This is a genomic window from Streptomyces sp. NPDC003456, from assembly GCF_042878735.1.
Classification (GTDB): Bacteria; Actinomycetota; Actinomycetes; order Streptomycetales; family Streptomycetaceae; genus Streptomyces.
The window spans coordinates 759,411-783,309 of record NZ_JBIAOK010000002.1 but is presented as its reverse complement, the minus strand read 5'-3'; the positions used below and the strand labels follow the sequence as shown (position 1 = coordinate 783,309).

18 protein-coding genes are annotated in these 23,899 nt (G+C 74.3%); 5 read left to right on the top strand and 13 right to left on the bottom strand.

Translation table 11 applies throughout. The features are described 5' to 3' along the window. Positions 1-18 precede the first annotated feature (18 nt). Positions 19-2,190, top strand: coding sequence for a hypothetical protein (locus tag ACFYWG_RS09250; RefSeq protein ID WP_389200255.1), 2,172 nt, complete (start codon positions 19-21; stop codon positions 2,188-2,190). 376 nt (positions 2,191-2,566) lie between these two features. Here the strand turns inward: ACFYWG_RS09250 and ACFYWG_RS09245 are convergent, their stop codons facing one another. The 3 genes from ACFYWG_RS09245 to ACFYWG_RS09235 all read right to left on the bottom strand — a co-directional run bounded on the left by ACFYWG_RS09245 (position 2,567) and on the right by ACFYWG_RS09235 (position 4,382). Continuing rightward, on the bottom strand, positions 2,567-2,770 hold the full coding sequence (locus ACFYWG_RS09245; protein WP_307039491.1) for a cold-shock protein: 204 nt from the start codon (positions 2,768-2,770) through the stop codon (positions 2,567-2,569). A 243-nt stretch (positions 2,771-3,013) separates the two neighbouring features. Continuing rightward, positions 3,014-3,739, bottom strand: coding sequence for a GAF and ANTAR domain-containing protein (locus ACFYWG_RS09240; protein ID WP_389200252.1), 726 nt, complete (start codon positions 3,737-3,739; stop codon positions 3,014-3,016). 256 nt (positions 3,740-3,995) lie between these two features. Beyond that, positions 3,996-4,382 (bottom strand): gas vesicle structural protein GvpA, encoded by a 387-nt coding sequence (locus ACFYWG_RS09235; RefSeq protein WP_383508866.1) that lies wholly within the window; start codon positions 4,380-4,382, stop codon positions 3,996-3,998. A 331-nt stretch (positions 4,383-4,713) separates the two neighbouring features. On the opposite strand from ACFYWG_RS09235, the gene ACFYWG_RS09230 reads away from it, so the two are divergent. The 3 genes from ACFYWG_RS09230 (at position 4,714) to ACFYWG_RS09220 (ending at position 9,954) form a co-directional block, all read left to right on the top strand. Further along, on the top strand, positions 4,714-5,391 hold the full coding sequence (locus ACFYWG_RS09230) for a hypothetical protein (protein ID WP_385418741.1): 678 nt from the start codon (positions 4,714-4,716) through the stop codon (positions 5,389-5,391). Between the two features lie 104 nt (positions 5,392-5,495). Continuing rightward, positions 5,496-8,204 carry an ABC transporter substrate-binding protein gene (locus ACFYWG_RS09225; protein ID WP_389200250.1) on the top strand — a complete coding sequence of 903 codons (2,709 nt, stop codon included), beginning with the start codon at positions 5,496-5,498 and terminating at the stop codon, positions 8,202-8,204. Between the two features lie 241 nt (positions 8,205-8,445). Next, on the top strand, positions 8,446-9,954 hold the full coding sequence (locus ACFYWG_RS09220) for a cryptochrome/photolyase family protein (RefSeq protein ID WP_389200248.1): 1,509 nt from the start codon (positions 8,446-8,448) through the stop codon (positions 9,952-9,954). Positions 9,955-10,102: 148 nt separating this feature from the next. On the opposite strand, the gene ACFYWG_RS09215 is transcribed toward ACFYWG_RS09220, so the two are convergent. Further along, positions 10,103-11,170 carry a glycoside hydrolase family 5 protein gene (locus ACFYWG_RS09215; RefSeq protein WP_389200246.1) on the bottom strand — a complete coding sequence of 356 codons (1,068 nt, stop codon included), beginning with the start codon at positions 11,168-11,170 and terminating at the stop codon, positions 10,103-10,105. A 242-nt stretch (positions 11,171-11,412) separates the two neighbouring features. Between ACFYWG_RS09215 and ACFYWG_RS09210 the strand changes: the two genes are divergently transcribed. Next, the gene (locus ACFYWG_RS09210) at positions 11,413-12,132 is read left to right on the top strand and encodes a beta-glucanase (protein WP_389200244.1); all 720 of its coding nucleotides are present in this window, start codon (positions 11,413-11,415) and stop codon (positions 12,130-12,132) included. Between the two features lie 159 nt (positions 12,133-12,291). Here ACFYWG_RS09210 and gap read toward each other — a convergent pair whose 3' ends face one another. From gap to ACFYWG_RS09165, 9 genes are all read right to left on the bottom strand, one after another. Beyond that, positions 12,292-13,290 (bottom strand): type I glyceraldehyde-3-phosphate dehydrogenase, encoded by a 999-nt coding sequence (gene gap, locus ACFYWG_RS09205; RefSeq protein WP_383508883.1) that lies wholly within the window; start codon positions 13,288-13,290, stop codon positions 12,292-12,294. Positions 13,291-13,422: 132 nt separating this feature from the next. Next, the gene (locus ACFYWG_RS09200; protein ID WP_376327138.1) at positions 13,423-14,382 is read right to left on the bottom strand and encodes a GlxA family transcriptional regulator; all 960 of its coding nucleotides are present in this window, start codon (positions 14,380-14,382) and stop codon (positions 13,423-13,425) included. Between the two features lie 134 nt (positions 14,383-14,516). After that, complete coding sequence (locus tag ACFYWG_RS09195; RefSeq protein WP_389200241.1) at positions 14,517-15,341, bottom strand: hypothetical protein; 825 nt, start codon at positions 15,339-15,341, stop codon at positions 14,517-14,519. A gap of 110 nt (positions 15,342-15,451) precedes the next feature. Beyond that, entirely contained in the window at positions 15,452-17,212 is a 1,761-nt protein-coding gene (locus tag ACFYWG_RS09190; RefSeq protein WP_389200239.1) for an ABC transporter ATP-binding protein, read from the bottom strand. Continuing rightward, positions 17,209-18,948 (bottom strand): ABC transporter ATP-binding protein/permease, encoded by a 1,740-nt coding sequence (locus tag ACFYWG_RS09185; protein ID WP_385418717.1) that lies wholly within the window; start codon positions 18,946-18,948, stop codon positions 17,209-17,211. Before ACFYWG_RS09185 ends, ACFYWG_RS09190 begins: the two co-directional genes overlap by 4 nt. Further along, on the bottom strand, positions 18,945-20,096 hold the full coding sequence (locus tag ACFYWG_RS09180) for a SagB/ThcOx family dehydrogenase (RefSeq protein WP_385418714.1): 1,152 nt from the start codon (positions 20,094-20,096) through the stop codon (positions 18,945-18,947). The genes ACFYWG_RS09185 and ACFYWG_RS09180 overlap by 4 nt, the downstream gene beginning before the upstream one ends. A 7-nt stretch (positions 20,097-20,103) precedes the next feature. Then, positions 20,104-21,483, bottom strand: a complete 1,380-nt coding sequence (locus ACFYWG_RS09175; RefSeq protein WP_389200236.1) for a YcaO-like family protein — start codon at positions 21,481-21,483, stop codon at positions 20,104-20,106. After that, entirely contained in the window at positions 21,480-22,961 is a 1,482-nt protein-coding gene (locus ACFYWG_RS09170) for a CocE/NonD family hydrolase (protein ID WP_389200234.1), read from the bottom strand. The genes ACFYWG_RS09175 and ACFYWG_RS09170 overlap by 4 nt, the downstream gene beginning before the upstream one ends. After that, on the bottom strand, positions 22,958-23,815 hold the full coding sequence (locus ACFYWG_RS09165; RefSeq protein ID WP_383508906.1) for a hypothetical protein: 858 nt from the start codon (positions 23,813-23,815) through the stop codon (positions 22,958-22,960). The genes ACFYWG_RS09170 and ACFYWG_RS09165 overlap by 4 nt, the downstream gene beginning before the upstream one ends. Between the last annotated feature and the right edge of the window lie 84 nt (positions 23,816-23,899).

The following is a 23,899-nucleotide window of genomic DNA, read 5'->3' as shown; positions in this document are numbered from 1 at the left end:
CTCTGCGATCATCCCCGGATGGCGCACGGTCTGGAATCACTCGTCCTCCGACACACCCACCGCATCCCCTCCCCCAAGGGCTCCGCCGGGGAAGGCGCCACCGCCGCGCGGCAGTTCGACGCCACGCTGGCGTCCGTGGGCTTCAAACTCTCGGCGGAGCTGCTGGCGCGGCTGTCCGCGCTGTCCGGGGCCGCGGTCGTGCACACGGCCAAGCGGACGCTGCGCACGGTCCAGGAGATGGTGGGCGACCACGTCCGGCACAACGCGTACTTCATCGACTTCCCGGCCAACGTGCCGGACACCGAGGAGTTCTGGATGCGGTGCGTGGCCCGGGCGCTCGGCGACGACACGTCGCGCGGACGCGTGCTGAAGCACCTGGCGCACGGCGTGCTGGATCTGCTCAGCCTGCCCGCGTACGGCCGCTACCAGCACACCTACGAGGAGATGCTCGCGGCGCAGGACGAGCTGATCGCCTCCGCGGGCGACCGGGTGACCGTCCTGCACCTCGGACGGGACCTGGACGACGAAGTCACCGATCTCTACCTGGCCCTGGCGGGAAGCACGACGCCCCTGGGCGAGGAGCACCTGCGCGACCTCCAGGTGCTCGCCGAGGCGTGCGCGCTCGGACCGCAGCCGGAGTCGATCCCGGTCAGGGAGAACCGCGCCGTCGTCAACGCGGCCCGTCTCGCCGTCGGCGCGGACCCGCTGCTGGACACGGTCGTCGACGTGCTGCGGCTGGCGTGTGCCCTCTCCGGGGGTGACGTGACGCTGCAGGAGCCGACCCGGTTCCGGGGCTTCCCCCGGCCGGTGCGCCGCATACTGCTCGCGGGCCTGGACGCCCTGGTCGAGGCGAACCCCGCCAAGCTGGCCGACGTGCACCCCCACCGCGAGCCGTTCAAGCGGCTCGGGGAGCGTCTGCACCCGCACGAGTACCCGCAGTGGCCGCACGCGGCCGATGTGTTCGCCGTGGCCCGGGGCGAGAAGGAGGCGCGGTCGTTCGACAGCCGCGTCGAGCAGCTGCTCGGCGAGTCCGATGTCGTCGGCGCCGCGCACCTGCTGCGGGCCGCGCCCGGCAAGCTGTTCCGCGCCCTGGACCGCCTGCTGCGTGCCGCTGTCAGCCAGGAGGAGCGGGACGCGGTGGTGGCCGCCGCGGTGCAGGCCGCTCCCGAGGTCTCCGGCCGGGTCGTGCTGTCGGTGCGCGAGCACTTCCAGAACCGGGAGCGCGACAGCGGACGGTCCCGGCTCTTCGTCAACCGCCGGGGCCGCGGCTGGGTCGCTCCGGACGCGCGACCGCCCGTGCCCGCGGCCGCCCGCGAGCGCCTGATCGGCGCGCTCGACGCCGAGATGCGCCGCAGGCTCCCCGCCCCGGGCCGGCTGCTGCTCGACCCCGACGTCCTGGACGTGGCACTCCCGCTCAGCGGCAAGGCGACCGCGGCCGGTCTCGGGGTGCTGCCGCGCGGTTCGCTGTCCGCGGTCGACGGCGAGCGCCTGCGCTTCTTCGTGTACTGGAAGCAGGACCGGCGGCGCACGGACTACGACCTGTCGGCCCTGCTGCTGCGCAGCGACTACAGCACCGACTCCTGGCTGTCGTACACCTCGCTCCGGGCTGTCGGGGGGCGGCACTCGGGCGATGTGACCGAAGCACCCGACGGAGCCTCGGAGTTCATCGACCTGTCCCTGGGCCGCGTGCGCAGCACCTTCATCGTGCCGCAGGTCAACGTCTACGCCGGGGAGGGCTTCGACGAGACCGAGGAGTCGTTCTTCGGCTTCATGGTGCGCGACGGCGAGCAGAAGGGCCGGCCGTTCGAGCCGCGCACGGTGCGCATGAAGTCGGAGCTGCGCGGGGTGGGCCGGGTGGCGCTGCCGCTGGCGTTCCGGCAGGAGGACGACGGCCGGTGGTCCGCGAGGTGGCTGCACCTGTATCTGCGGGGCGTCGCGTCGGCCAACCGGGTCGAGGAGAACCAGGTGTCGGTGTCCAAGGCGGTGCGCGCCCTGGTCGAGCGCGAGTACCTGACGGTGCGCTACCTCGCCGGTCTGCTGTCCGGCGGCGCCACCGCCGTCGAGCTGTGGGACGGCGGGGCCGTCCCGGACGAGCCCGTGACGTACATCGGTCTCGAGCGTCCCGAAGGGCTGGCCGCGGGCTCCCGGGTCATCACCCTCGAAAACCTGCGCGACCTGATCCCGGACTGAGTGCTAGCGTTGGCTTCGGCGAGGCCATGAAGGGGCTTCCTTCTCATTCCTTTCTGCCTCGAGTTCCTTCGCTTTCCTCGCCCTTGACGTCGCTGCGGGCGGCGTCCGCGCTCACGGCGCGGGCGCCGCCCGCAGGCGTCTCACGGCCCTGCCGTCCCCAGCCGTGTCACAGCCTTGGCGCCCCTCAGGGCGGGGCCGACCGGCCGGAGAACGCGTGGAGTACGCGTCAGGGGCCCGGCCGGTGCCGGGCCCCTGACGTGTGCGATGCGGGATTCAGACCTGCGGCCTCTGGACAGTGAGCCGGTGTGCCGCCGAGCTTCTCCACCACGTCGGTGGTGTCACTGCGCGGCCGGGCTCCAGGGGCCGGCGGGGCACGTCAGCCGCGGACGATGTTCTCGGCCTGGGGGCCCTTCTGGCCCTGGGTGACGTCGAACGTGACCTGCTCGCCCTCGACCAGCTCGCGGTACCCGTTGCCCGAGATGTTCGAGTAGTGAGCGAAGACGTCCGGTCCGCCGCCGTCCTGGGCGATGAACCCGAAGCCCTTTTCGGAGTTGAACCACTTCACGGTGCCGCTGGCCATACAGAGTCCTTCGATCTCGCCGGGTGTACCGGCCGGGTGAGTGACGGGCCCTTCCGCTCCGGGAAGAGACCCGAGCACCGTTCTACCCCGAAGTCGGCTCGACTATTCGATCTTCCGCACAAGAGTCGGGCACTTTCATGCTCCCGGTGTCTCCCGGCTCCCCGCCCCGGCCGTGGCTGCCGTGCTTCCCGGTACACGGGGACCCGGCCCGGCTGCCCGCCCGGCGTCGGCTGTCCGGTGGCGTCAGGGGCGGTGACGCAGGTCGGGCGTGGTGGGAGGGCGGCCGCCGAGGCTGGTGATGAGTTCGGTGCACAGGTCGCGCATCTTGATGTTGCGGTGCTGCGACGCCGAGCGCAGGATCTTGAACGCCTCCTCGGCGGTGCACCGGTTGCGGCCGATGACCACACCGATGGCCTGGTCGATGACCCCGCGGGAGCGCATGGCGTTCTGCAGCTGCTCGGCGAACTCCTCCGCGTCGGCGATGCGCTGGGCCAGGGCGATGCCACCGGTGGCCTGCGAGGCCAGGTCGCGCAGCGCGGAGAGATCGGCCCCCTCGAAGGCGGCCGGAGACTCGGCGTACAGATTGAGAGCGCCGGCGGTGTGGGTACGGGGGGCGATCGGCAGCGACAGGGACGAGCGGATGCCGTGCGAGGCGGCGTACGCGGGATAGTCGCCCCAGCGGCTCTCCTCCCGCATGTCGCGGACGGCGACCTCCTGGCCCGTGCGCAGCGACTGCAGGCAGGGGCCGTCGTCCTGGCCGTACTGCTTCTCGTCCAGCTTCGGTGCCGGTGGCCCCGAGCTCACCACGGTCGCGGGCCGTCCGTGGCGCTCCAGGGTGAGTCCGACTCCCTCGCAGCGGGCCAGCTCCAGGGCCGTGTCAGCCAGCGCCTGGAGGAAACCCTCCAGCGAGTCGGTCCGGAGCAGCAACTGGGGGATGCGGTTGCCGTCGTAAGCGTCACCGGGGCTCATCGGGGGTTCCTTCACTGGCCTTCTCGGTCGGCTTCCTGTCGTGCCACCGGGGCGACGGACTCCGCGATCCGAAGGAACACCTCAGTGCGACCGTCACCTCACTCCGGCACAGTCGCAGGAGCGGCGCGGCCTCCTCTCCTGCGGACCGGTCCGGGGAGGTGGGAGGGAGCGGACATCGCATCCGCTGCCTCCGGACGCCGGAGCGGGCGGCAGGAGCCCTCGGGTCCCCTGCCCGCAGCGGTGCGAAACACGTCTCCTACGAGCGGCCGCGTCCCGTCTGGCGCTCGCGGCCCTCGTCGCGGGCCTGCTGGAAGGCGTCGGCGATGGTCTCGGCCGCGCCGGACAGGACGCCCTTGGTCTTGCCGCGGGCGCCGGACTCGGTGACCTTGCCCGCGAGCTCCGTGAGCCCGGCCGGCTTGCGCGGCCCGGCCTCCAGGTCGAGGCGGTTGCACGCCTCGGCGAAGCGCAGGTAGGTGTCCACGCTCGCCACCACGATCCGTATGTCGATCTTGAGGATCTCGATGCCGACGAGGGAGACGCGCACGAACGCGTCGATCACCAGGCCACGGTCGAGAATGAGCTCCAGAACGTCGTAGAGACCGCTGGAACCGCCCCCGCCACCCTGCTGTGTCGCGACGGTCATCGCGTCTCACCCCTCGTCGTCCGCGTCGTCTCTGGGCATGGCCCTGTCCGGGCTGCTCCCGCCGGGAGGCAGGCATGGCATGCGGATGACCCCTATTCGCCGAGTCAAACGCGCGTGCGACGCTCCGGCGGGCAGGTCGCGCGGTGCCGCCCTTCCACCCCGGGGCGTGTGCAGGGCCGTGGAGATCGATTGCGTAACCGTTCGGCACACGGCCGATCACACCTGCTCCCCCGCTCGCCGTTCCCTCTTCCCCGGTGATCAGGATGAGCCTTCCACACCGCACACGGCCCGGCCGCCTTCCGCCCGGGCCCCGCACACCACGGGGGACCTCTTGATCCAGCACCGGACGGTGACCGCCCTCCTGGCCCTGGCGGGTCTGATGCTGACGGCATGCTCCGCCGGCCCGGCCGGGCGACCGGCGGCCGACCGCGAGGCGGTCCGCGACCGGCTGGCCTCGGCCGACGGCGCCCCTTACTCGGCCGCGCTCCGGGCCGTCACCCGGTCCGGCTCCCAGCGCCTTCAGCTCACGGTGGGACGGATCAACCTCAACGCCCCGCTCACCGGTCGCACGACGGACAGGACCCAGCAGTACACCGAGGACGTGGTCATCACCGAGCGGACGGTGTACCGCCGCGCGGTCGGGGCCCACGGCGCCTGGCAGGAGTTCCCCGCGTCGACCGCCAAGGGCGGCCTGCCCGTGGACCGGCTTCCGCAGTACGTGCGCCTGATGCTGGACCACAGCACCTCGATACGGCAGGGCAGCGAGGCCGTGCGCGTGTCCGCCCGGCTCACCCCGCGGGAGATCGCATCGGTCGACGAGATCGCCGGGCGCAACCTGGGCCCGGCCGGCGCGATCGACGCCGACGCCTGGATCGACGGGCAGGGCCGCGTCGTGCGCGTGCGGCAGATCATCCACGTCGAGTCCGGGTCCGGGTCCGACATCCACGCCACCGTGACGCTCACCGATTTCGGCAAACCCGTCCCGGTGCGCCCACCCGTCACCCGGTGACGGACCTGATGGTGCGTCAATACCCGTTGTAAGCAGACTTGTTCGGGGCATACCCTCTGCACTCCGCAGAGCGCGGACAGCAGTCGGCAACGGGGGCCTTCCGCATGACGTCGTTTCGTGGTGCATCCGACGAGCTCTTCCCGGACCCGGTGAACGCCCGGGCTGAGATCTTCGTCAGCGACTATCCGACCGCCATCACCCCGGCAGACCCGGCCCGCCTGGACACCCGGCCACCCCTGTTCGTCTTCCGCGTCGCCGCGGACGGCCCCGCCGGCGAGGAGGGCACGAGGCGGGTGCTGGGCGCGCTGCGCGGGCCCCTGGACGACCGTGGTCCGCTCGTCCCCTACGCGCTCGTGCCGGCCGCGGAGGAGCCGGTGCTGCTCACCGAGCAGGCGGGGCAGTTGCTGGAGAACGGCACGCCGCGGCGCATGACGCCGGACAGGTACCCGCACTTCGCGGTCGTCCGGTCGCTCGTCGCCCACATCCGTGACCATCCCCAGCAGTCGGCCGGCGGCTACGCCGAGGACCTGCGCCGGCACGCCTGCGACCGGCAGCAGGCGGAGCGGCGAGGTCTGCTCGGACGGCTGCCGAGGGCGGCCTCGACCGACGTGGCGCCCGACGGCGGAGACGTGAAGGGCTGGCTGCTGAGGGTCTTCTGGCTGTCGTTCACCTGCCATCTGCCCCGCTGGGTCTGGTCCCGCCTGGTCTCCCGGAAGGTCATGCGGCGCTGGCTCGGCCGGATGCGGGAGGCGGGCGGGCGCCGCGACCTGTACCAGGTGATGGCGCACGTCGCCACCACCCAGGCGCCGCGGCTGCGCATGGCATCGGACGAGCGGCGCCGGGAGCAGGCCCTGCAGACGCTGGAGAAGCTGCTGCTCAGAGCCCTGCTGGAGGACCTGGCCACACCCAGGACCGGCCGGTACCTGCCCAAACGGCGACGGCGCACCGCGCGCCCGGTGCTGCTCGTCGAGGTGCCGCCGCCCGGCGCCGACGGCGCCCGCCGTGCCGAGCGGTTCCTGCGCGTCCTGCACGAACTGCGCGACACCGCCCCGAGACCGGGCCCCCTCGTCATCGCCGTCGGACGGCCGGACGAGGCGCTGCTGGCCGAACTCGGCGCCCGTGAGTCCACCCTCTCGCACGCCGCCACCGCGCTCGGCTCGCAGGACGCCACCCCCGTCGCGTTCACCTTCGACGAGGCGTCCCTCACCGGTCCGGGGCTGCCCATCGCCCGGGTGGAACCGCACCGCCGCTTCCGCACGAGCTGGCGCACCACCACCGCGTTCCTCGCCGCCACGGCCGTCCTCGCCCTGACGGCGGGCGGTGTCGCCGTCGAGCGGGTCCGGGACGACGGCGACCACAGCTGCGTCGGCGGTGCGGCGTCCGTCGCCGACCGGGCGCGTTCCCGGCCCGTCCCGCTGAACGCCAAGGGCTGGTACACGGGTGCGCTCGACGCCATCGCCGACCAGAACCGGCGCGCGGAGGCCTACGCCGCGAAGGGCCGGGACGTGCGCACCGTCGTCGCCTTCGTCTCCAGCCCTCCGCGCACCGAGGACGACATGCGCTTCGACGGGACGATCCCGGAACTGCGCGGTATCGCCATGTGGCAGCAGCAGCTCAACCAGGACGCGGGCTCGGACGAGAACACCGTGCCCCTGCGGGTGGAGGTGCGCAGTACCGGTGAGGCGTACCGCGACGCCGTGCCGCAGGCCCGGAAGCTGGTCGCCGAGGTGCGCGACGAGAAGGGCACCGAGGACCACGAGAGGATCGTCGGCGTCCTGGCGTACGCGCAGAGCCGGGACGAGACGCGTGCCGCCCTCCAGGTGCTCGGCCAGGAGGGCGTCCCGACCGTCGGCACGACGGCCACCGCCAACGAGATGCTGGCCGGGGACGCGACCAGGAGCTACTGGCCCTTCACCCCGGACAACGAGCGCGAGGCCCGCATCGAGGCGGCCTTCGCCGCCGGCGCCGACATCGTGGCCCGGCGCGACGACCACGACACCTGCTCCCCCGCCCGGCGCGCCGTCGTCATCAGGAACTCCGCCGACCTCTACAGCCGCAGCCTCGCCGGGCGCTTCGTGTCGGCGTTCCCCGGAACCACTCGCGTGTTCGACTTCAACCAGGAGGGCGACTTCGGCCCGCAGCCCCCGGACGGCGCCCCCACGCTGACCAGTGCGAGCGTGCTCGCCGAGCAGCTGTGCAAGGCGCTCGCCGAGGAGCCGCGGTCCGTCGTGTACTGGTCGGCCCGGGCCAAGGACTTCACGGCGTTCATCAGCGCGATGGACAAGCGCGGCACCTGCGTGGACCGGCCCGTCACGGTCCTCGGCGGCAACGAGCTGACGAACGTGGCCCAGACCGGTGCCTACGCCGAGCAGAGCTGGCTGCGGCTGTACTACTCGGCGCACCGGCTGCCCGGCGGTCACCCGTCCCTGAGCGCCGAGACCCGGCAGTTCCTGTCGCGGTACGACGCCTTCGTGCGGACCTACGGTGCCGGGGCGGACCCCTGGAGGCAGGACGGCCACTCCGCGGTCTCGTACGACGCCTTCCACGTGCTGTCCGAGGCGGTGAACCAGGCCCGCTCGCGCGACGAGCGGATCGAGCGCCGCTCGGTGCTGATCACGCTCGCGGGCGGCGTGACCCCCTTCAACGGGGCCACGGGGTACATCGCCTACGCGCCGGACGTCAACGCGCCCCCCGCGGACAAGACGCTGGTCATCCTGCGCCAGCTGGGCACGCAGCCGCAGGCGGTGCTGGTGTGCGGTGCGTTCGACATGGGCGAGTCGAGCCGGAAGCAGGGGCCGCCGTGCGTGCCGTGACCGGTGCGCGCACGGGACGCCGGCGGAGTCGGATGCGCGACTGAGGGCGGGGCCGCCGGTGCGGCACGGCCGGTGCAGTGACGTCCGAACGGGCGACGTCGGCGGCCGTCCGCATCCGGTAGCGCGCGAGGTGTCGAAACCTGTCTCAGTGTTCCCGGCGGACGGGAACGGTGACGACGGGCGGCGAGCCGGGCCCTGACGGCCCGCGCGCACGCCCCGGTCCCTCATGGAAGGCCCTGCCATGACCACCCCCCACTGGCTGTTCGGCGACCAGCTCGGCCCGCACTTCCTCTCCCCCGCCGGCTCGGAGGGCCCGGACCGCGCAGCGCCCGTGGTCATGATCGAGGCGCGGTCCGTCTTCCGGCGCAGGCGCTTCCACCGCGCCAAGGCCCATCTGGTCCTCTCCGCGATGCGGCACCGCGCGGCGGAACTGGGCGAGCGGGTGACGTACGTGCGGGCGGAGACCTACCGGGAGGGGCTGCGGCGGGCGGTGGGGGACGCGCCGGTGACCGTGTGCCATCCCACCTCGTACGCGGCGCTGCGGCTGGTGCGCTCCCTGCCGGGGGTGCGGGTGCTGCCCGCGCGCGGCTTCCTGGTCGCGCACGAGGAGTTCGCCGAGTGGGCCGAGGGGCTGGCCGGCCGGCGCCTGCTGCAGGAGAACTTCTACCACTGGGTGCGGGAGCGGCACGACCTGCTGATGGACGGCGGCCGGCCGGCCGGGGGCCGGTTCAACCACGACCACGACAACCGCGAACCCCCGCCGCGCGGCGCCGCCGCGCTGGATGTGCCGGCGCCGTACCGGCCGCGGGAGGACGACATCGACGCCGAGGTGCGCGAGGACCTCGACCGGTGGGAACGCGAGGACGGCGTGCGGTTCGTCGGCCGGGACGGCCCTCGCCTCTTCCCCGCCACCCGGCGCGAGGCCCTGTCGGCGCTGCGCCGCTTCGTGACGCACCGGCTGGCCGCCTTCGGTCCCTACGAGGACGCGATGCTGTCCGGCGACCCGGTGATGTCGCACAGTCTGCTGTCGTCCTCGATGAACCTGGGGCTGCTGCACCCGGGCGAGTGCGTGGACCACGCCGAGCGTGCCTGGCGGGCGGGCTCAGTCCCCGTGAACAGCGCCGAGGGGTTCGTCCGGCAGGTCGCGGGCTGGCGGGAGTACGTCTGGCAGCTGTACTGGCACTTCGGGGAGGACTACCGGAAGGGCAACGCCCTCGGGCACACGCAGCCGCTGCCGGCCTACTTCGCCGAGCTCGACGCGGACGCGGTCACCGCGCGCTGCCTGTCCGGGGTGCTCGCGCAGGTCCGCGACACCGGCTGGACGCACCACATCCCCCGCCTGATGGTGCTGGGCAGCCACGCCCTGCAGCGCGGCTGGGACCCGGCGGCCGTCACCGACTGGTTCCACCGCTGCTTCGTCGACGGCTACGACTGGGTGATGCTGCCCAACGTGGTGGGCATGTCCCAGTACGCCGACGGCGGCCGGATGACCACCAAGCCGTACACCTCGGGGGGCGCCTACATCCACCGGATGAGCGACCTGTGCGGTGGCTGCGCCTTCCGGCCCACCGACCGCACCGGCCCGCGGGCGTGCCCCTACACCGCCGGGTACTGGGCCTTCCTGCACCGGCACCGGCGCCGGCTGTCGGGCAACGCCCGGATGCGGCGCGCGGTGCAGGGGCTGGAGCGGCTGGGGGATCTCGAGGAGGTGCTGCGGCAGGAGGCGGAACGGGGCGAGGAGGCTCCGTGACGGTGACGGCGTGGCCCGGTCGCCGGGCTCGTGAACGGGAGCCCGGCGACCGGGGGTTGTTCTCGGCCGGTTCCCCTGCGGCCGCCGGGGGCCGCGGGGCGCTGATCCCGTCCGCGGGTTCGATCCGGCCGTCGGCGCGGGGGCGCCGTCACGCAGTGGGGAAGTCGTCCTGCGTCCTGATGCGTTCGCGGATCCAGACCCCGGCCGGCTTCAGCGGCGCGGTGCCCGTCCACGGCCCGGACCTGTCGCACGTGCCGGTCTTGAAGACGGCTCCCGAGCGGTGGTCGTCGGAGAAGTTCCAGTTGACCCAGCTGATCTTCTTGTCGGCCATGAGGTCGAGGTAGCGCTGGGACATGGCGAAGTCGTCGGCGCCTTCGCCGGCGTAGTTCTGCGTGCCGAACTCGGTGACGAACACGGGCAGTCTGCCTGCGGCGCGGGAGAGGGTCGCCAGGTACTCGTCCCGGTGCGAGGAGGCGTAGAAGTGGAAGGTGTACATGATGTTGGAGGCCCTGACCGGGTTGTTCACGACCTCCGACTCGTCGGCGCCCTCGGAGACACCGAACGACGACCAGGCGCGGGTGCCGACCAGGACGGGGGCGTCGGAGTCGATGGCACGGATCGTCGGGATGATCTGCTCCGCGTAGCTCTTGATCCGCGACCAGCTCACGCCGCTGGGCTCGTTGGCGATCTCGTAGAGGATGTTGTTCCTGTCCTTGTTGCGGTGGGCGATGTCCGTGAAGAACTGCCGGGCCCGGCTGAGGTTGGCGTGGGGATCGCCCGGGGTGAGCATGTGCCAGTCGACGATCACGTACATGCCGCGGTCGGTCGCCTGCTGCACGAGCGAGTTCGCGAGCTCGGTGAAGTGCCGCGGGTCGGTCTCGTAGCCGTCCTCCTGGACGTAGGTCGAGACACGCAGGACGTCGGCCTTCCAGTCGTTCGCCAGGGCGTTCAGCGAGCCGCTGGTCAGACAGTGCGGGTACCACTGGGTGCCGTGGGTGCTCATGCCCCGCAACTGGACGGGGTTGCCGCGGCTGTTGCACAGCTTGGTGCCGCAGACCTTGAGCTGGCCGTTGGCGGCGACCGGGGTGGCGGCGGCGCGGGGGGTGACGGTCGCGTGCGCGGATCCGGTCGGCACGAGGCCGAGCAGGAGCAGCAGGACGCCGCTGAGCACGGCGGCTGCCACTGCCCGGCGGAGCGACGGGTGTGGGGCCCTCATGTGAACTCCGTTCAGGCGCATGACCAGTAGGAAACTTTCCTAACCGAAGAGAAGCAGAGCTGCCCCACGGCATCAAGAGGGCCGACACGTCCACACGAGGAGCGGCATTCACAGAGTCGTCCACGTGAGCGGACGGGAGGAAGGGACGGGGAATTCCGGGGCCGTTCACTCGAAAGGGTCAAACCGGTTGCAGATTGCGGGTTCGGCGCATAGTGCCCTGAAGACGAGGCGAGACATCCGACATGACCGAATCCTTACCGGCTCGTCCGGTTGCCGCTCCGGTCGTCTTCACGGCCGACTTCGCTTCCCCCACCCAATGGGTCGCCGGGCGTTCCTGGGCGTATCCGGACGGGGGCCCGATCAATCCGCGCGACGACAAGCTGGACCACCTGGTGTCCGACGCCGCGTACAGCCGCTCGGGGGTCTTCCGGGCCAGACGACGGCGCGACGGGCGGTGGAACACCGGGCTGCTCACCACCGAGGGAAGTCAGGAGGGGTTCACCGTCCGCGCCGGGGACGTGCTCGAAGCCCGGGTCCGGCTGCCCGAGGCGATCGGCGCGTGGCCGGCGATCTGGACCTGGCGCGACGGCGACCAGGAGATCGACGTCTTCGAGTACCACCCGGACAACCCGGACCTGCTCGAGTTCACCAACCACGTGCGCGGCACGAACCTCTACCACCACGACGAGGCGGTCCGTCCGGGCGCGTGGGTGGACCTGCGCACCGAGTTCGGGGCCCGCTCGGTGCGCTGGTGGCTCAACGGCAGACAGGTCTTCGCGGACGGACGAGGGGTGGGGCGGAGCTGGCACGCCTACCTGATCGTCAACCTGTCGGTCTGCGCCGGGCGTTACCACCCTCCCCCGCAGCCGAAGACGACCGAGATGTCCTACGAGGTGAGCCGGCTGACCGTACGGCGTCCGGCCACCGTCGCCGCCGCCCCGGCCGAACCGGAGCCCGCCTAGCCGGGCGGGAGCGGCCGCGGGCACACCGGCCACGCGGGGTCCGCCCGGCCGGGAGTGGACGCGCGTGAGCGCCCCGGCCGGCGCGAACGGCCGGCCGGAGCGCCCCGAGGCAAGCGGCCGGGGCGGTCGCCCGGGAAGGCGTCCCGCCCCGATGCCGGATCAGCGGCCGGCGAGCAGTTCGAGCGTGTCGATCACGCGGTTGGAGAAGCCCCACTCGTTGTCGTACCAGGCGACGACCTTGACGTGGCGGCCGTCGACACGTGTGAGCGCCGAGTCGAAGATCGACGAGGCCGGGTTGCCCACGATGTCGGTCGACACGAGCGCGTCCTCCGAGTACTCGAGGACGCCGGCCAGGGGACCCTGCGCCGCCTCGCGGTACGCCTCCAGCACGTCCTCACGGGACACGTCCCGGGCCACGGTCGTGTTGAGCTCGACGATCGAGCCGACCGGCACCGGCACGCGGATCGAGTCGCCCGACAGCTTGCCGTCGAGGTCGGGCAGCACCAGGCCGATCGCCTTGGCGGCGCCGGTCGTGGTCGGCACGATGTTCACGCCGGCGGCACGGGCGCGACGGGCGTCGCGGTGCGGGCCGTCCTGCAGGTTCTGCTCCTGCGTGTAGGCGTGCACCGTCGTCATGAACCCGTGCTCGATACCGGCGAGGTCGTGGAGCACCTTCGCCAGCGGCGCGAGCGCGTTGGTCGTGCAGGACGCGTTCGAGACGATGGTGTGCAGGTCGGGGTCGTAGGTGTCGGAGTTGACACCGAAGGCGAGGGTGACGTCGGCACCGTCCGAGGGCGCGCTGACGAGCACCTTCTTCGCGCCCGCGTCGAGGTGGGCGCGGGCGGCCTTGGCCGAGGTGAAGCGTCCGGTGGCCTCCAGGACGATGTCCACGCCGAGCTCGGCCCACGGCAGCTGCGCCGGCTCGCGCTCGGCCAGCACCTTGATCCGGCGCCCGTCGACGACGAGGTGGTCCCCGTCGGCGGTCACCGGCCGCCCGAGCCGGCCCGACGTGCTGTCGTAGGCGAGCAGCCGGGCGAGGGCGGCGGGCTCCGTGAGGTCGTTGACGGCGACGACCTCCAGGGCGCTGTCGCGCTCCAGCAGTGCGCGCAGCACATTGCGTCCGATGCGGCCGAAACCGTTGATGGCGATGCGAGTCATGAGTGGTGTCCCTTCCCTTCGCCACCAGGCTCGCTCGCGGACGGCGGGGCGGACAGTGGCGCTATCGCCATGGTTCGAAAGGATCCCGCCACGCGCGGGTCCGGGCAGCGCTCGGGCGGCCTTCACGCGCGGTCACTCGCCGCGGGTGAAGGTGCGCCGGTACTCGCTCGGCGTGGTGCCGAGGATGCGCTGGAAGTGCAGGCGGAGGTTCGCGCCGGTGCCCAGGCCGATGTCGGCGGCGATCTGCTCGACGCTGCGCTCGGAGCGCTCCAGCAGTTCGCGGGCCAGGTCGATGCGGGCGCGCATCACCCACTGCATCGGCGTGTAGCCGGTCTCCTCGACGAAGCGCCGGGAGAAGGTGCGTGCCGACACACCCGCCTGACGCGCCAGGATGTCCAGGGTCAGGGGCTCGCCCAGCCGGTGCAGCGCCCACTCGCGGGTGTCGGCGAACCGCTCGCCGAGCGGTTCGGGCACGCTGCGCGGCACGTACTGGGCCTGGCCGCCACTGCGGTAGGGAGCGGCGACCAGTCGCCGGGCGGCGTGGTTGGAGGCGGCCACTCCGAGGTCGCCGCGCAGGATGTGCAGGCAGAGGTCGATGCCCGAGGCGGCGCCGGCGGAGGTGAGCACGCTGCCCTCGTCGACGAACAGCACGTTCTCGTCGACGCGGACGTCCGGATGCTTGGCCATGAGGGCGCGGGTGTAGTGCCAGTGCGTCGTGGCGCGTCGGCCGTCGAGCAGCCCCGTGGCGGCGAGGGCGAACGCGCCGGTGGAGATCGCCGCGAGCCGCGCACCCCGCTCGTGGGCGGCGATCAGGGCGTCGACGACGGCTCGCGGCGGGTCCTCGCGGTCCGGGTGGCGGAAGCCGGGGACGAAGACGATGTCGGCCCACTCCAGCGCGTCCAGCCCGTGGGCGACGTGGTACGCCAGACCGTCGCCGCCGGTCACGAGCCCGGGTGTCGCCCCGCACACCCGCACCTCGTACGGCATGCTCGCGCGGGTCGTGAAGACCTGCGCGGGGATGCCGACATCGAGCGGTTTGGCACCTTCGAGCACGAGGACGGCGACACGGTGAAGACGGGAGGCGGACGGCACAGCACGAGGCTACGCGGGGTGGGACGGTGGAGTGCGCAGCGGCCGGGGGCACGGCCTCGCCCGGGGCCGCCGCGGCCCGCCAACAGGTTCTCCGCCGCGTGATGCGCCGCTCCCGGCCCGCGGGCCGGGCCCCCTCAGCGGCGGACCGGCCGGCGTCGCTCGACGCGGTCGAGGTCACCGGCCAGCAGGTCGTCGTGGCCGATGGAGAAGTCGCCGTTGGGCAGTTCCTGCCCCGGACCGTAGCGGCGGCCCACGACGGTGGCGGGGAGGAAGCTGCGCAGGCGGTGGCGCAGGTCCCGGGGATAGGTGACGGTGGCTCCCCAGCCGGAGGGGGCCCGGTCGGTGGAGAACAGGACCCAGTGGTCCACGGGCACGTCGGCGTCCGGGTCCGGTGCGCCGCCGGTATGACCGTCCAGGGACGGCACGGTCAGCCGGTCGGGGTGCAGGGGCGCGTACCAGAGCAGCAGGGGTTTGGCCTGTCGCGCGTCGGCGTTGTCGAAGCAGCACACGGCGATGGTGTGGTCGGGGAAGTGCTCGGCGTAGAAGCGCAGGAGGGACGGGTCGAGGTCGGGGCGCTTGTGCGGCGGCACGTGCCGCAGCGCGGCGGGGACGGCGGTGGGATCGGAAGCCAGGAGCACCGTGTAGACGTCGTGGTCGAAGACCTGGACGGGGCGGGGACCGGCGTCCATCCATGCGATGCCGTCGTCCGGCGCCGCGGGGGTGTCCACGGCGTCGACCATCCGGTGCAGGATGCCGGCGGTGCGTCCGGCCGGGAGGAAGTGGCGGGGAGAGAGCTGCCGGGTGGGCAGGTGCAGGAGCATGGCGTTGGGGCCGTCGGCCAGGTTGACGGCGGTGTTCTGGTAGCCGAGGACGTGGATGAGGCCGTGCTCGGGATGGTGCTGCCGCCCGCAGTACACGATGGTGCCGGAGAAGGCGGCCTCACCGGTGGAGATGCACATGGCCACAACGTACCGTCTGGCTCCGTCAGCCTGTTTCCGGACGCCGGGCGGTGAACACCGGCTCCCGGCCCGGGCGGTCGGGAGTCGGTGTTCGCCGCTCGGCCGGGGCGTCAACTGCCCGGCGAGGCGGCCAGGATGCGGTTCAGCGCACTGTCCGGGCGGTCGGTGAGTTCCTGCCAGGTGCCCTCCTCCGCGATGCGTCCTCCTTCCAGGACGGCGATGCGGTCGGCGCGGCGGATGGTGGCCGGTCGGTGCGCGATGACGATGGTCGTCCAATTCTCCGCCACCAGTGCGGTGGCGAGCTGGGCGTCGCCGGTGTTGTCCAGATGCGCGGTGGACTCGTCGAGCACGAGGACCTTCGGCCGGGCCAGCAGGGCGCGGGCGAGCGCGATGCGGGCCCGCTGGCCGCCCGACAGGGTGGCGCCGCGCTCGCCCACCGGTGTGCTCGGCGGGCCGATCAGGTCGACACCGCACCGCCGTGCGGCCTCGGCCACCGCCGTGTCGTCCGCGTCGGGTGCCGCGAGCCGCAGGTTGTCGGCCAGGGTGCCGTGGAAGAGGGGCGTGTCCTGCCCCACCAGCATCACCGCCCGCCGCAGGTCCCCGTCGCTCACCTGCCGGACGTCCACGGGGTCCCCTCCGGGCGGCAGCAACTGGACCTGCCCGCCGGCCGGGTCCCAGAACCGGGCCAGCAGGTGCGCGCACGTCGACTTGCCCGCACCCGAGGCGCCGACCAGGGCGAGGGTCTGCCCCGGGCGGGCGGTCAGGTCCACGCCGTCCAGCACGGGTGCGCCGCCGTAGTCGAAGCGCACACGGTGCAGCCGGACACCCAGCGGCCCCGGGGGCAGCGGACGGGGCGCGGTGGGCGGGGGCGCGAGTGCGGGGGCGCCGACGGCCGCGCCGACCCTGGAGGCGGCGGCGCGCAGGGCCACGGCCTGACTCAGGGCACGAGCCGATTCCGCGACCGGGCCGAGCAGGGACAGGGCCAGCGCCATCGCCGCGGGTGCCCACGCCCCGTGGAGTCGTCCGGCGGTCACGGAGTACCCGGCCACGGCCACCACGCCGAGGACCGCAGCCACGATGAGGAGGTCGCGCACGGCGGCGGCGACGGCCTCCCAGGTGGCCTCGGCGCGCTGGGCGTCCCCGACCTGCCGCCCCCGCTCCCCCAGCATCCTGCGCCGCTCCGCCAGAGCGCCGAAGGCGAGGAGTTCGCGCAGGCCGTCGACGGTCTCCACGGTGTCGGCCGACAGCCTCGCCGCGGCCGTACGGGTGCGGCTGCCGCGCGCCGAGCGTGCGCGTGCGTCCGCGAAGGGCGCGGCGGCCAGCAGCACGGCGACGGGCAGCACGACGACCGGCAGCCACGGCTCCAGCACGGCGAGGACCACCGAGCCGGCCGTGAACACCGTGCCGCTCGCGAGCAGTTGGGCGGTGGTGTGGGCGTAGAAGAACTCCAGTGCCTCCACGTCCGCCATGGCGGTGGCCGCGAGATCACCGCTGCGCCGGCCGGCGACCCGGGCGGGTGCGCTGCGGGCCAGGCCGTCGAAGACACGTACCCGCAGCGCGGCCAGGACCCGGTAGGCCAGGTCGTGGGAGAGGTCCATCTCCCGCCAGGTCGTCAGGGCCCGCAGCACGACCAGGGCGGCGAGGGCGGTGACGGTGCCGGCCGAGGGTGTCCGCTGCTCGATGACGGCGGTGCCCACGGTGTGCGCGGCCAGGGTCAGCAGCGCGACGAGGGAGCCCTGTTCGAGGAGCGCGGCGGCGCAGGTGCGTGCCGTCATGGCCCGGTGCGCGGCGAGGGCGGGGAGCAGGGCGCGCAGCGCGCCCCGGGCGGGTATGCCGGTGCGGGGGGCTGCCGGCGGGGTGGCGGTGCTCATGCGGCGAGTTCTCCTCGATGGGCGTGGCCGGCCTCGACCAGCCGGGTGTAGACGCCCCCGGCGGCGATCAGAGCGCTGTGGTCACCGACGGCGTCCACCCGCCCCTCGTCGAGCACCACGATGCGGTCGGCGTACCGGACGGCCGCGAGCCGGTGGGCGACGACGAGGACGGTCCTGCCGCGGGCGGCGGTCGCCAACTCCCGCACGATGTCCGCCTCGTGGCGCTCGTCGACCGAACTGGTGGCCTCGTCGAGAACGAGGACCGGGGCGTCGGCCAGCAGCGCCCGCGCGAGGGCGAGGCGCTGTCGCTGCCCTCCGGAGAGGGTGGCGCCCCGTTCTCCGAGGAGGGTGGCGTAGCCGTCCGGGAGCGCGGTGATCTCGTCGTGGATCCCGGCGACGCGCGCCGCCCGCACGAGGTCGTCGTCCGTGGCGCCGGGCCGGGCCAGACGGAGGTTGTCGGCGACGGTGGCGTGGAAGAGGCAGGTCTCCTGCGAGACGACGGCGATGCCGCGCCGCAGCGAGTCGAGTGAGTGGGCGGTGGTGGGGAGGCCGTCGAGGGTGATGCGGCCGTCCTGGGGGTCGTGGTGGCGCAGGAGCAGGGCCAGGAGGGTGGTCTTGCCCGCGCCGGACGGCCCGACGATCGCGGTCGTTTGTCCCGCTCGCGCGGTGAAGGAGACTCCGTCCAGAGCGGGGCCAGCGGCGCCGTCGTAGGTGAACCGGACGTCGTGGAAGCGGAGTTCGGGCGGGGTCTGCCAGTCGGCCGGGGCCGTTCCGGAGTCGGGGACGGCCGGCCGGGCCGTGCGCAGGGCCGCGAGCCCGTCGGCGGCCGACGCCCCCAGGTATCCGGCGTGCCACTCCCGGGCGAGGTCACGCACGGGGCGGAAGCACTCGGAGGCCAGCAGCAGCACCAGATAGGTGCCGGTGGCCGTGGTGGCACCCGTGACGGCCGACCAGCAGGCGAGGAGGGCCGCGGCGGCGGTGCCGCCCTGGATGGCGAGGTCGGTGATGCCGGTGTCGACCAGGGACGCCCGCAGCTTGGCGACGGTGGCCCGGTGCAGTGCCGCCGACCGCTCCTCCAGTCGCGCGCGGGTGCGCCCGACCGCTCCCGCGGCGCGCAGCGCCGGCATGCCCTGAAGGGCTTCCAGGTAGTCCGCGCCCAGTCCTTCGTACGTGTCCCAGTGCTCCTTGCCGCGGGCGGCGAGCAGCCGGTCCCAGGCGCGCGGTCCGGCCAGGGCCAGGAGCAGGGCGGGGACGAGGCCGAGGAGGGCCCGGGGGTCCACGACGGCCACGGCGGCCAGGATCAGGGGCGGCACCACGAGCGTGACCAGGAGCTGGGGCAGGTAGCGGGAGACGTAGGCGTCGACGCCCTCGACCCCGTCGACGAGGGTGGTGCGGACCGCTCCCGCGCGCGCCGTGGTCAGGTGGGCGGGGCCCAGCCGGCCGAGCTGGGCGAGGAGGTCGTCGCGCAGGGCGATGCGGACCCGGGCCCCGGCCCTGGTGGCGGTGCGGCGCTGCCACAGGGTCAGCCCGGCCCGGGCCGCGACGACCGCGAGCACCGCGGCGATCAGCCAGGGAAGTGCGCCGGTGTCCTCGCGGGCCAGGCCGGCCAGGGCGAGGGCCAGCAGGGCGGCCTGCGCCAGGTAGGTGAGGGTGAGGGCACCTTGCAGGAGGGTGGCGCCGAGCAGCGGGCGCCGTGCGCGCCGTGCGGCGCGGCGCAGCTCCGGGTGGACGATCACGTGGTGTTCTCCTCGTCGGCGGAGTGGGTGCCGAGGGCCAGGGCGTGCACGATCCAGTCCCGGCCCGGGGCGGCGCCGAGCGCGGCCCCGAGGTCGGCCTGTTGCCAGGAGCCGACGGGCCGGGCGGCCAGTCCGAGGCGCAGGGCGGTGAGGTGGGCCAGATGGACGGCGAAGCCCGCCCGGAGGTGGGCGCGGCGGATGCGGGGGGCGTCGGCGTCGGAGGGGCAGCCGTGGGCGAGCAGGACGGCGCCCGCGTCGGCGATCCATGCCTGGCCCGCGGCCCAGGCGGCGAGGGTGGGGCGGGCGTCTCCCGTGGCGTAGTGCCGCAGGGCCGCGCCGTCGGCTGCCCGCGCGGCCAGGCCGGGTCGTGGCGGGCCCACCGCGACGGACCAGCGCAGGTCCGCGGTGCCCGCCCGGGCGGCTGCGGTGAGGACCGTCCGCAAGGCGTCCGGGGCGGGGGCACCGCGCAACGGTGGTGGAGCACTCCGGCGCGCCAGGAGCTCGGCGGCGGTGGGAGGCTGCTCCCGCCGCCCGGTGGCGCGGCTGCCGTCCGGGGCTGGTCCCGGCCCCCGTCCGGCCGGCGGCGGAACGTGCACGGAGGCCAGCGGGCTCTCGGTGCGTCCGTCCATGCGCAGGCGCGGCTCGCCCGTTCCGAGGGCGCGGGCCGCCAGGACCAGTGCGGCGGCGGCGTGGCCGGTGTCCAGGAGCAGCAGGGGCCGCGCCCGGTGGCCGTAGTGGGAGGCCGTGCGCTGCGCGGTGACGGTGAGGGCGGCCGTCGCCCCCGGCGGCGTGCCCGCCGGTTGCCGGCCGAGGTGGTGCACCCGGTGGCGCAGCGGGTCGTAGCCGTAGCGCCCCGGCGGCAGGGAGCACCCTGTGCCGACGGTCAGTTCGGTGTCGACCGGGTGCAGGGCGCCGGCGGAGGGTGCGGGCCGCAGCCGCCCGGAGGGGTCCGAGGCGGCCAGGGACAGACGCAGCAGGGCGTGCAGGTCGAGGTCCGCGGGTCCGGCCTGCGGGAGGGGGACCGGCGTCCCCGGCCAGGCCCGGACCGCCGCTCCGGCCGGGGTGTCGGGGCCCGGGGGTTGCGGGGAGCGGGCGAGGGCGAGGGCGGCGGCGAGGTCGGCCGGGATGGTGTCAGAGGGGTGTTGCACGACGGCCTCACATGTGCGGCGGAGGGGCCAGGGTGAAGTCACGGGGCCCGGCGGGCGGCCGGGTGCGCCACCCGCGGGCGAGGGCGGCCTCGGCGAGACGGGGGCAGCCGAAGTAGCCGAAGGCAGCGGGCGCGTTGGGCAGGAGCCCGGAGACGAGGACCCTGGCCACGCGCAGGGAGGTCTCGGCCACGTCCTCGGTGGTGAGGTCGAAGGTCATGACGCGGTGGCCGCCCGCGCGGAGCGCGTCATCCAGTCGCTGCCGGTCGCCGGGCTCGACCGCGGCCACGGGCACGGTCCCCAGGGCGGGCTCGGTGAACCGTCTCGCCTCGGCCGCCATCCGTTCGTCGAGCCACACCTGCACGTGTGCGCCGAGGTCCCGCACGTGCTCGAACTGCTCGCCGCACACGTCGAGGTAGCGGCCGTCGGCGCGGTGCTCCAGGTAGAGCCCGCGGGCGAGCAGCCCCGTCTCGACGGCCTGGAACACCCAGCCGTCCGGATCGGTCAGGCCCTGGGTGAAGACCCAGGTGTGGACGGCTTCGAGGACGGCCTTGCGGGCGGCTTCGGCCGGGTCGTACTTGCAGGCGAACCCGGCGGCGTACAGGCCCAGGCGCGGGTCGTGCACGAGCGCGGCCATGCAGGGGGCGAACTCCGAGTGCATCTCGACGATGTGGACGTCGAGGGCGCAGCCGGCGAGGTCGTCGGCGAGGCCGGGCACGCTCGCCGGGTCGATGCCGCGGGCCGGGCCGTCCAGGTGCCACCACAGTTCCAGCGCGTCGCGTTCGACGATCTCCAGCAGTCCCCGCTCGACGGCGTCGTCGAGGCCCTGACCGGTGGCTATCCCGGCGTAGTTGAGGTGGTGGGTGCGGGGCAGGGCGCGCAGTTCGCCCTGGCGCCAGTTGAGGTGGGTGAGCGAGACGGGGGCCCACACCTCGGCGGTGGTCCCGTCGGCCCGCTGTTCGGCTCCGCGGGTCCACAGGGCCGGGGTGTCTGCCGTGAAGGGGCGGTAGGGGAACTTCTCCCGCGCGTACTGCCAGGGCGCGTAGGCGGGCAGTTCGCCGGGGCCGTAGAGGCGCAGGCCCTTGTCGGCCAGGTCGGCGGCGCTGGCGCGCAGGGGGGCGTCCGGGTGGCCGGGCGGTGGGAGGCGGTTGCCGCAGTACCGCTCCACGCCCTCGGCTATCGCGGCGGTGCGGGCCTGCCCGGGGTCGCCGAAGGTGGTGCCGAGCGAGACGCGGTCGGCGGGCCACAGCCCGAGTCTGCGGGCGTCGGACACCTCGGCCGTGAGGGCGGTGTACCGGGGCGGGGTGCCCGGGGGGTGCTCGACGGGCTTGACCTTGCGGACGATGCCGCAGACGGGGTCGACGAGTGCGTCCAGGGGCAGCGCCGTCATCGCAGGATCTCCTCGGCGGGGTCGGTGGGGGTGGGGCGGGACGGGAGCACGGGCAGGGTGAGCGCCGCACCGGCCGGGTCGATGTCGCGGCGGGAGGCGATCAGGCGGTGGGCGGTGACCGGGTCGTCGCCGGTGTGGGGGTTGCGGGCGTGCGCGGGGAAGTGGTGTCCGGCGATCTCGACACGCAGCCGGGTGCCGGCGCGCAGGCGGCGGGCGAGCCGGCCGAGTCCGATGTGCAACGGGGCCTGGCGGCCCGCGGTCTCGCCGGATCGGACGACGCCGACGGCGAGTGGCTCGGCGGTGCCCGCAGGGGTGAGCGCGACGAGCCGGGCGGCCCAGTCGGCGGACGGGGTGTGGGCGGTCGCCCGCAGCCGCAGGCCGACGGGGCCGACCACGTCGAGGGGGCGGGGCAGGGGCGGTGTGGCCAGCAGGCACCGGTCGGGCGGACCGTCGGTGGGGACGGTCAGGTCGTCCGAACGGACGGGACGGTCCGGGTCGGCGGTGAAGGTGGAGCCGTGCAGCAGCCGCAGGCGCCGGATGCTCGGTTCGCCGTCGGCGCTCGCGGGCAGCCACATGTCGGCGCCGCCCAGGGCCACGGCGCCGCGGCGGCCGGCCGTGAGCGCGCCGGCCAGGGCGCGGCGCGCCCAGCGCGCGTACAGATCGCCGAGTCCGAGTCGGTGGGCGGGGCCCGCGTCCGGGCCCGGGGTGGCGACGAGACCGTGCCGCCAGGGGCCGAGCAGCAGACGTGCGCAGGGGCCGCCCCAGGAGCGCCACAGTGCGACGGTGTCGTCGGCGAAGTGGTCGTGGTGGCCGCCCACCACGAGCAGGGGCACCTCGGCGTGGACCGCTTCCGCCACGAGGCGCCCTCGGTCGCGGTGGGCCCACAGTGTCGTCCAGGAGGGCAGGTCGCGGCCCAGCCGCTCGGGCAGGGTGGTCAGCGGCAGGTGCGCGAGCAGGCCGGGGTCGGCCGCGAGGGCCGCGGCCAGGGCGTTCTCGTCGGAGTCCCGCCGGTCTCCGTGTGCGGCCCACCAGCCGGCGCGGGTGAACAGCCGTTCCACGCCGGACGTTTCCCGTGCCGTCTCCGCGAGGCCGAGAGCCGGTACGGCCGCGACGACCGCGTCGGCTCGCGCGTCGCCGGGTGCCTCCAGAGCCAGGACGAGGGCGCAGTGGGCGGCGTAGGAGGCGCCGGCGGCGACCAGCCGGCCGTCGCACCACGGCTGCCGCCGGATCCAACGGGCGGTGGCCGCCCCGTCGGCGGCCTCGCCGGTGTAGGGGCGCCACTCCCCCGGCGACGCGAAGCGGCCCCGTACGTCCTGCACGACGGCGGCGAAACCGTGGCGGGCCCAGCCGTGTGCCTCGGACCGGTGCCGGGTGCGGTCGTAGGGGGTGCGGATCAGGACGGCCGGGAAGGGGCCGTCGCCGGCGGGGAGGCGGACGTCGGTGGCCAGGCCCCCCACCACCGTGTCGTGGGCCGTCACGCGCGCGCCTCCGGCATCGGTGCGACGTCGGGGACCGGCAGCACGGGGTGTTCGGTGACGGTCAGGGTGCGCAGGTCGACGCGGCGGAGCCGGCGCCGTGCCGGGAGGCCGGTGGTCTCGCGGACACCGGTGGCCCATCGCCACAGGTCGTCGGCGAGCAGCGCGGCGAGGAGGGAGGCGGCGGCGACGGTCAGCCGGACCGGTGTACCGAGGGTGCGGGGCCCGCTCCAGTACGCCGCCAGTTCGCGATGGGCGGGGGTGGCGGCGAGCCGGCGGGCGCGGACGTGGCCCGAGGTGACGTCCCCGGGCCCGGCGGCCAGCGGCTCGACGTACGCCTGCCAGCCCTCGCGGTGGCAGCGCAGCCAGGCGACGCCGTGCTCGGGCAGCCGGTCGGCGGCGTCCCAGAGCCCGTCGGGCGCGGGGGTGCCGAGGCACCAGACGACGGCGGCGGGGTCCGCGGCGAGCAGGTCGTCGACGGAGACCGGTGAGGTGGGGGATGCGCTCGGGCGCGGGTCGGTGCGAGGGTCGGCGCCCAGGTCCGCCAGGTGTGCGGCGAGCGGTCCGGTCAGCGTCCGGTCCCCGAGCAGCAGGACGCGCCGCCGGTCGGCCGGCCACGGGGCGGGCCGGGTTTCCTCGGCCAGGTATCCCGCCTGCTCGAACCCGCGGACGACGCGGTCGAGTTCCTCGTCCGCCCGGGGGCCGGTGTCCTCGCCTGCCAGGCGGGAGAGCAGCGACTGCTGGTCGGCTCCGCCGGTCCTGACGGTGAGGAACTCCCCTTCCGGGGTGCGGACGGCGAGACCTCGGCCGGGCACGGCGACGATCTCGGCACCGGGTACGAGTCGGTTGCGGGACACGGCGGTTCTCCTGACGGCGGGTCGGGGACGGGTGCGGGCCCGCCCGGAAGGCATCGGGCGGGCCCGCGATGGAGGAGGCTGAGC

What these genes read in the sequence shown, in the direction of transcription:
- ACFYWG_RS09250 (WP_389200255.1), top strand. Translation starts at nt 19, where the DNA reads ATGGCGCACGGTCTGGAATCACTCGTCCTCCGACACACCCACCGCATC.
- ACFYWG_RS09245 (WP_307039491.1), bottom strand. Translation starts at nt 2,770, where the DNA reads ATGGCCAGCGGCACCGTGAAGTGGTTCAACTCCGAAAAGGGCTTCGGG.
- ACFYWG_RS09240 (WP_389200252.1), bottom strand. Translation starts at nt 3,739, where the DNA reads ATGAGCCCCGGTGACGCTTACGACGGCAACCGCATCCCCCAGTTGCTG.
- ACFYWG_RS09235 (WP_383508866.1), bottom strand. Translation starts at nt 4,382, where the DNA reads ATGACCGTCGCGACACAGCAGGGTGGCGGGGGCGGTTCCAGCGGTCTC.
- ACFYWG_RS09225 (WP_389200250.1), top strand. Translation starts at nt 5,496, where the DNA reads ATGACGTCGTTTCGTGGTGCATCCGACGAGCTCTTCCCGGACCCGGTG.
- ACFYWG_RS09220 (WP_389200248.1), top strand. Translation starts at nt 8,446, where the DNA reads ATGACCACCCCCCACTGGCTGTTCGGCGACCAGCTCGGCCCGCACTTC.
- ACFYWG_RS09215 (WP_389200246.1), bottom strand. Translation starts at nt 11,170, where the DNA reads ATGAGGGCCCCACACCCGTCGCTCCGCCGGGCAGTGGCAGCCGCCGTG.
- ACFYWG_RS09210 (WP_389200244.1), top strand. Translation starts at nt 11,413, where the DNA reads ATGACCGAATCCTTACCGGCTCGTCCGGTTGCCGCTCCGGTCGTCTTC.
- gap (WP_383508883.1), bottom strand. Translation starts at nt 13,290, where the DNA reads ATGACTCGCATCGCCATCAACGGTTTCGGCCGCATCGGACGCAATGTG.
- ACFYWG_RS09195 (WP_389200241.1), bottom strand. Translation starts at nt 15,341, where the DNA reads ATGTGCATCTCCACCGGTGAGGCCGCCTTCTCCGGCACCATCGTGTAC.
- ACFYWG_RS09190 (WP_389200239.1), bottom strand. Translation starts at nt 17,212, where the DNA reads ATGAGCACCGCCACCCCGCCGGCAGCCCCCCGCACCGGCATACCCGCC.
- ACFYWG_RS09175 (WP_389200236.1), bottom strand. Translation starts at nt 21,483, where the DNA reads ATGACGGCGCTGCCCCTGGACGCACTCGTCGACCCCGTCTGCGGCATC.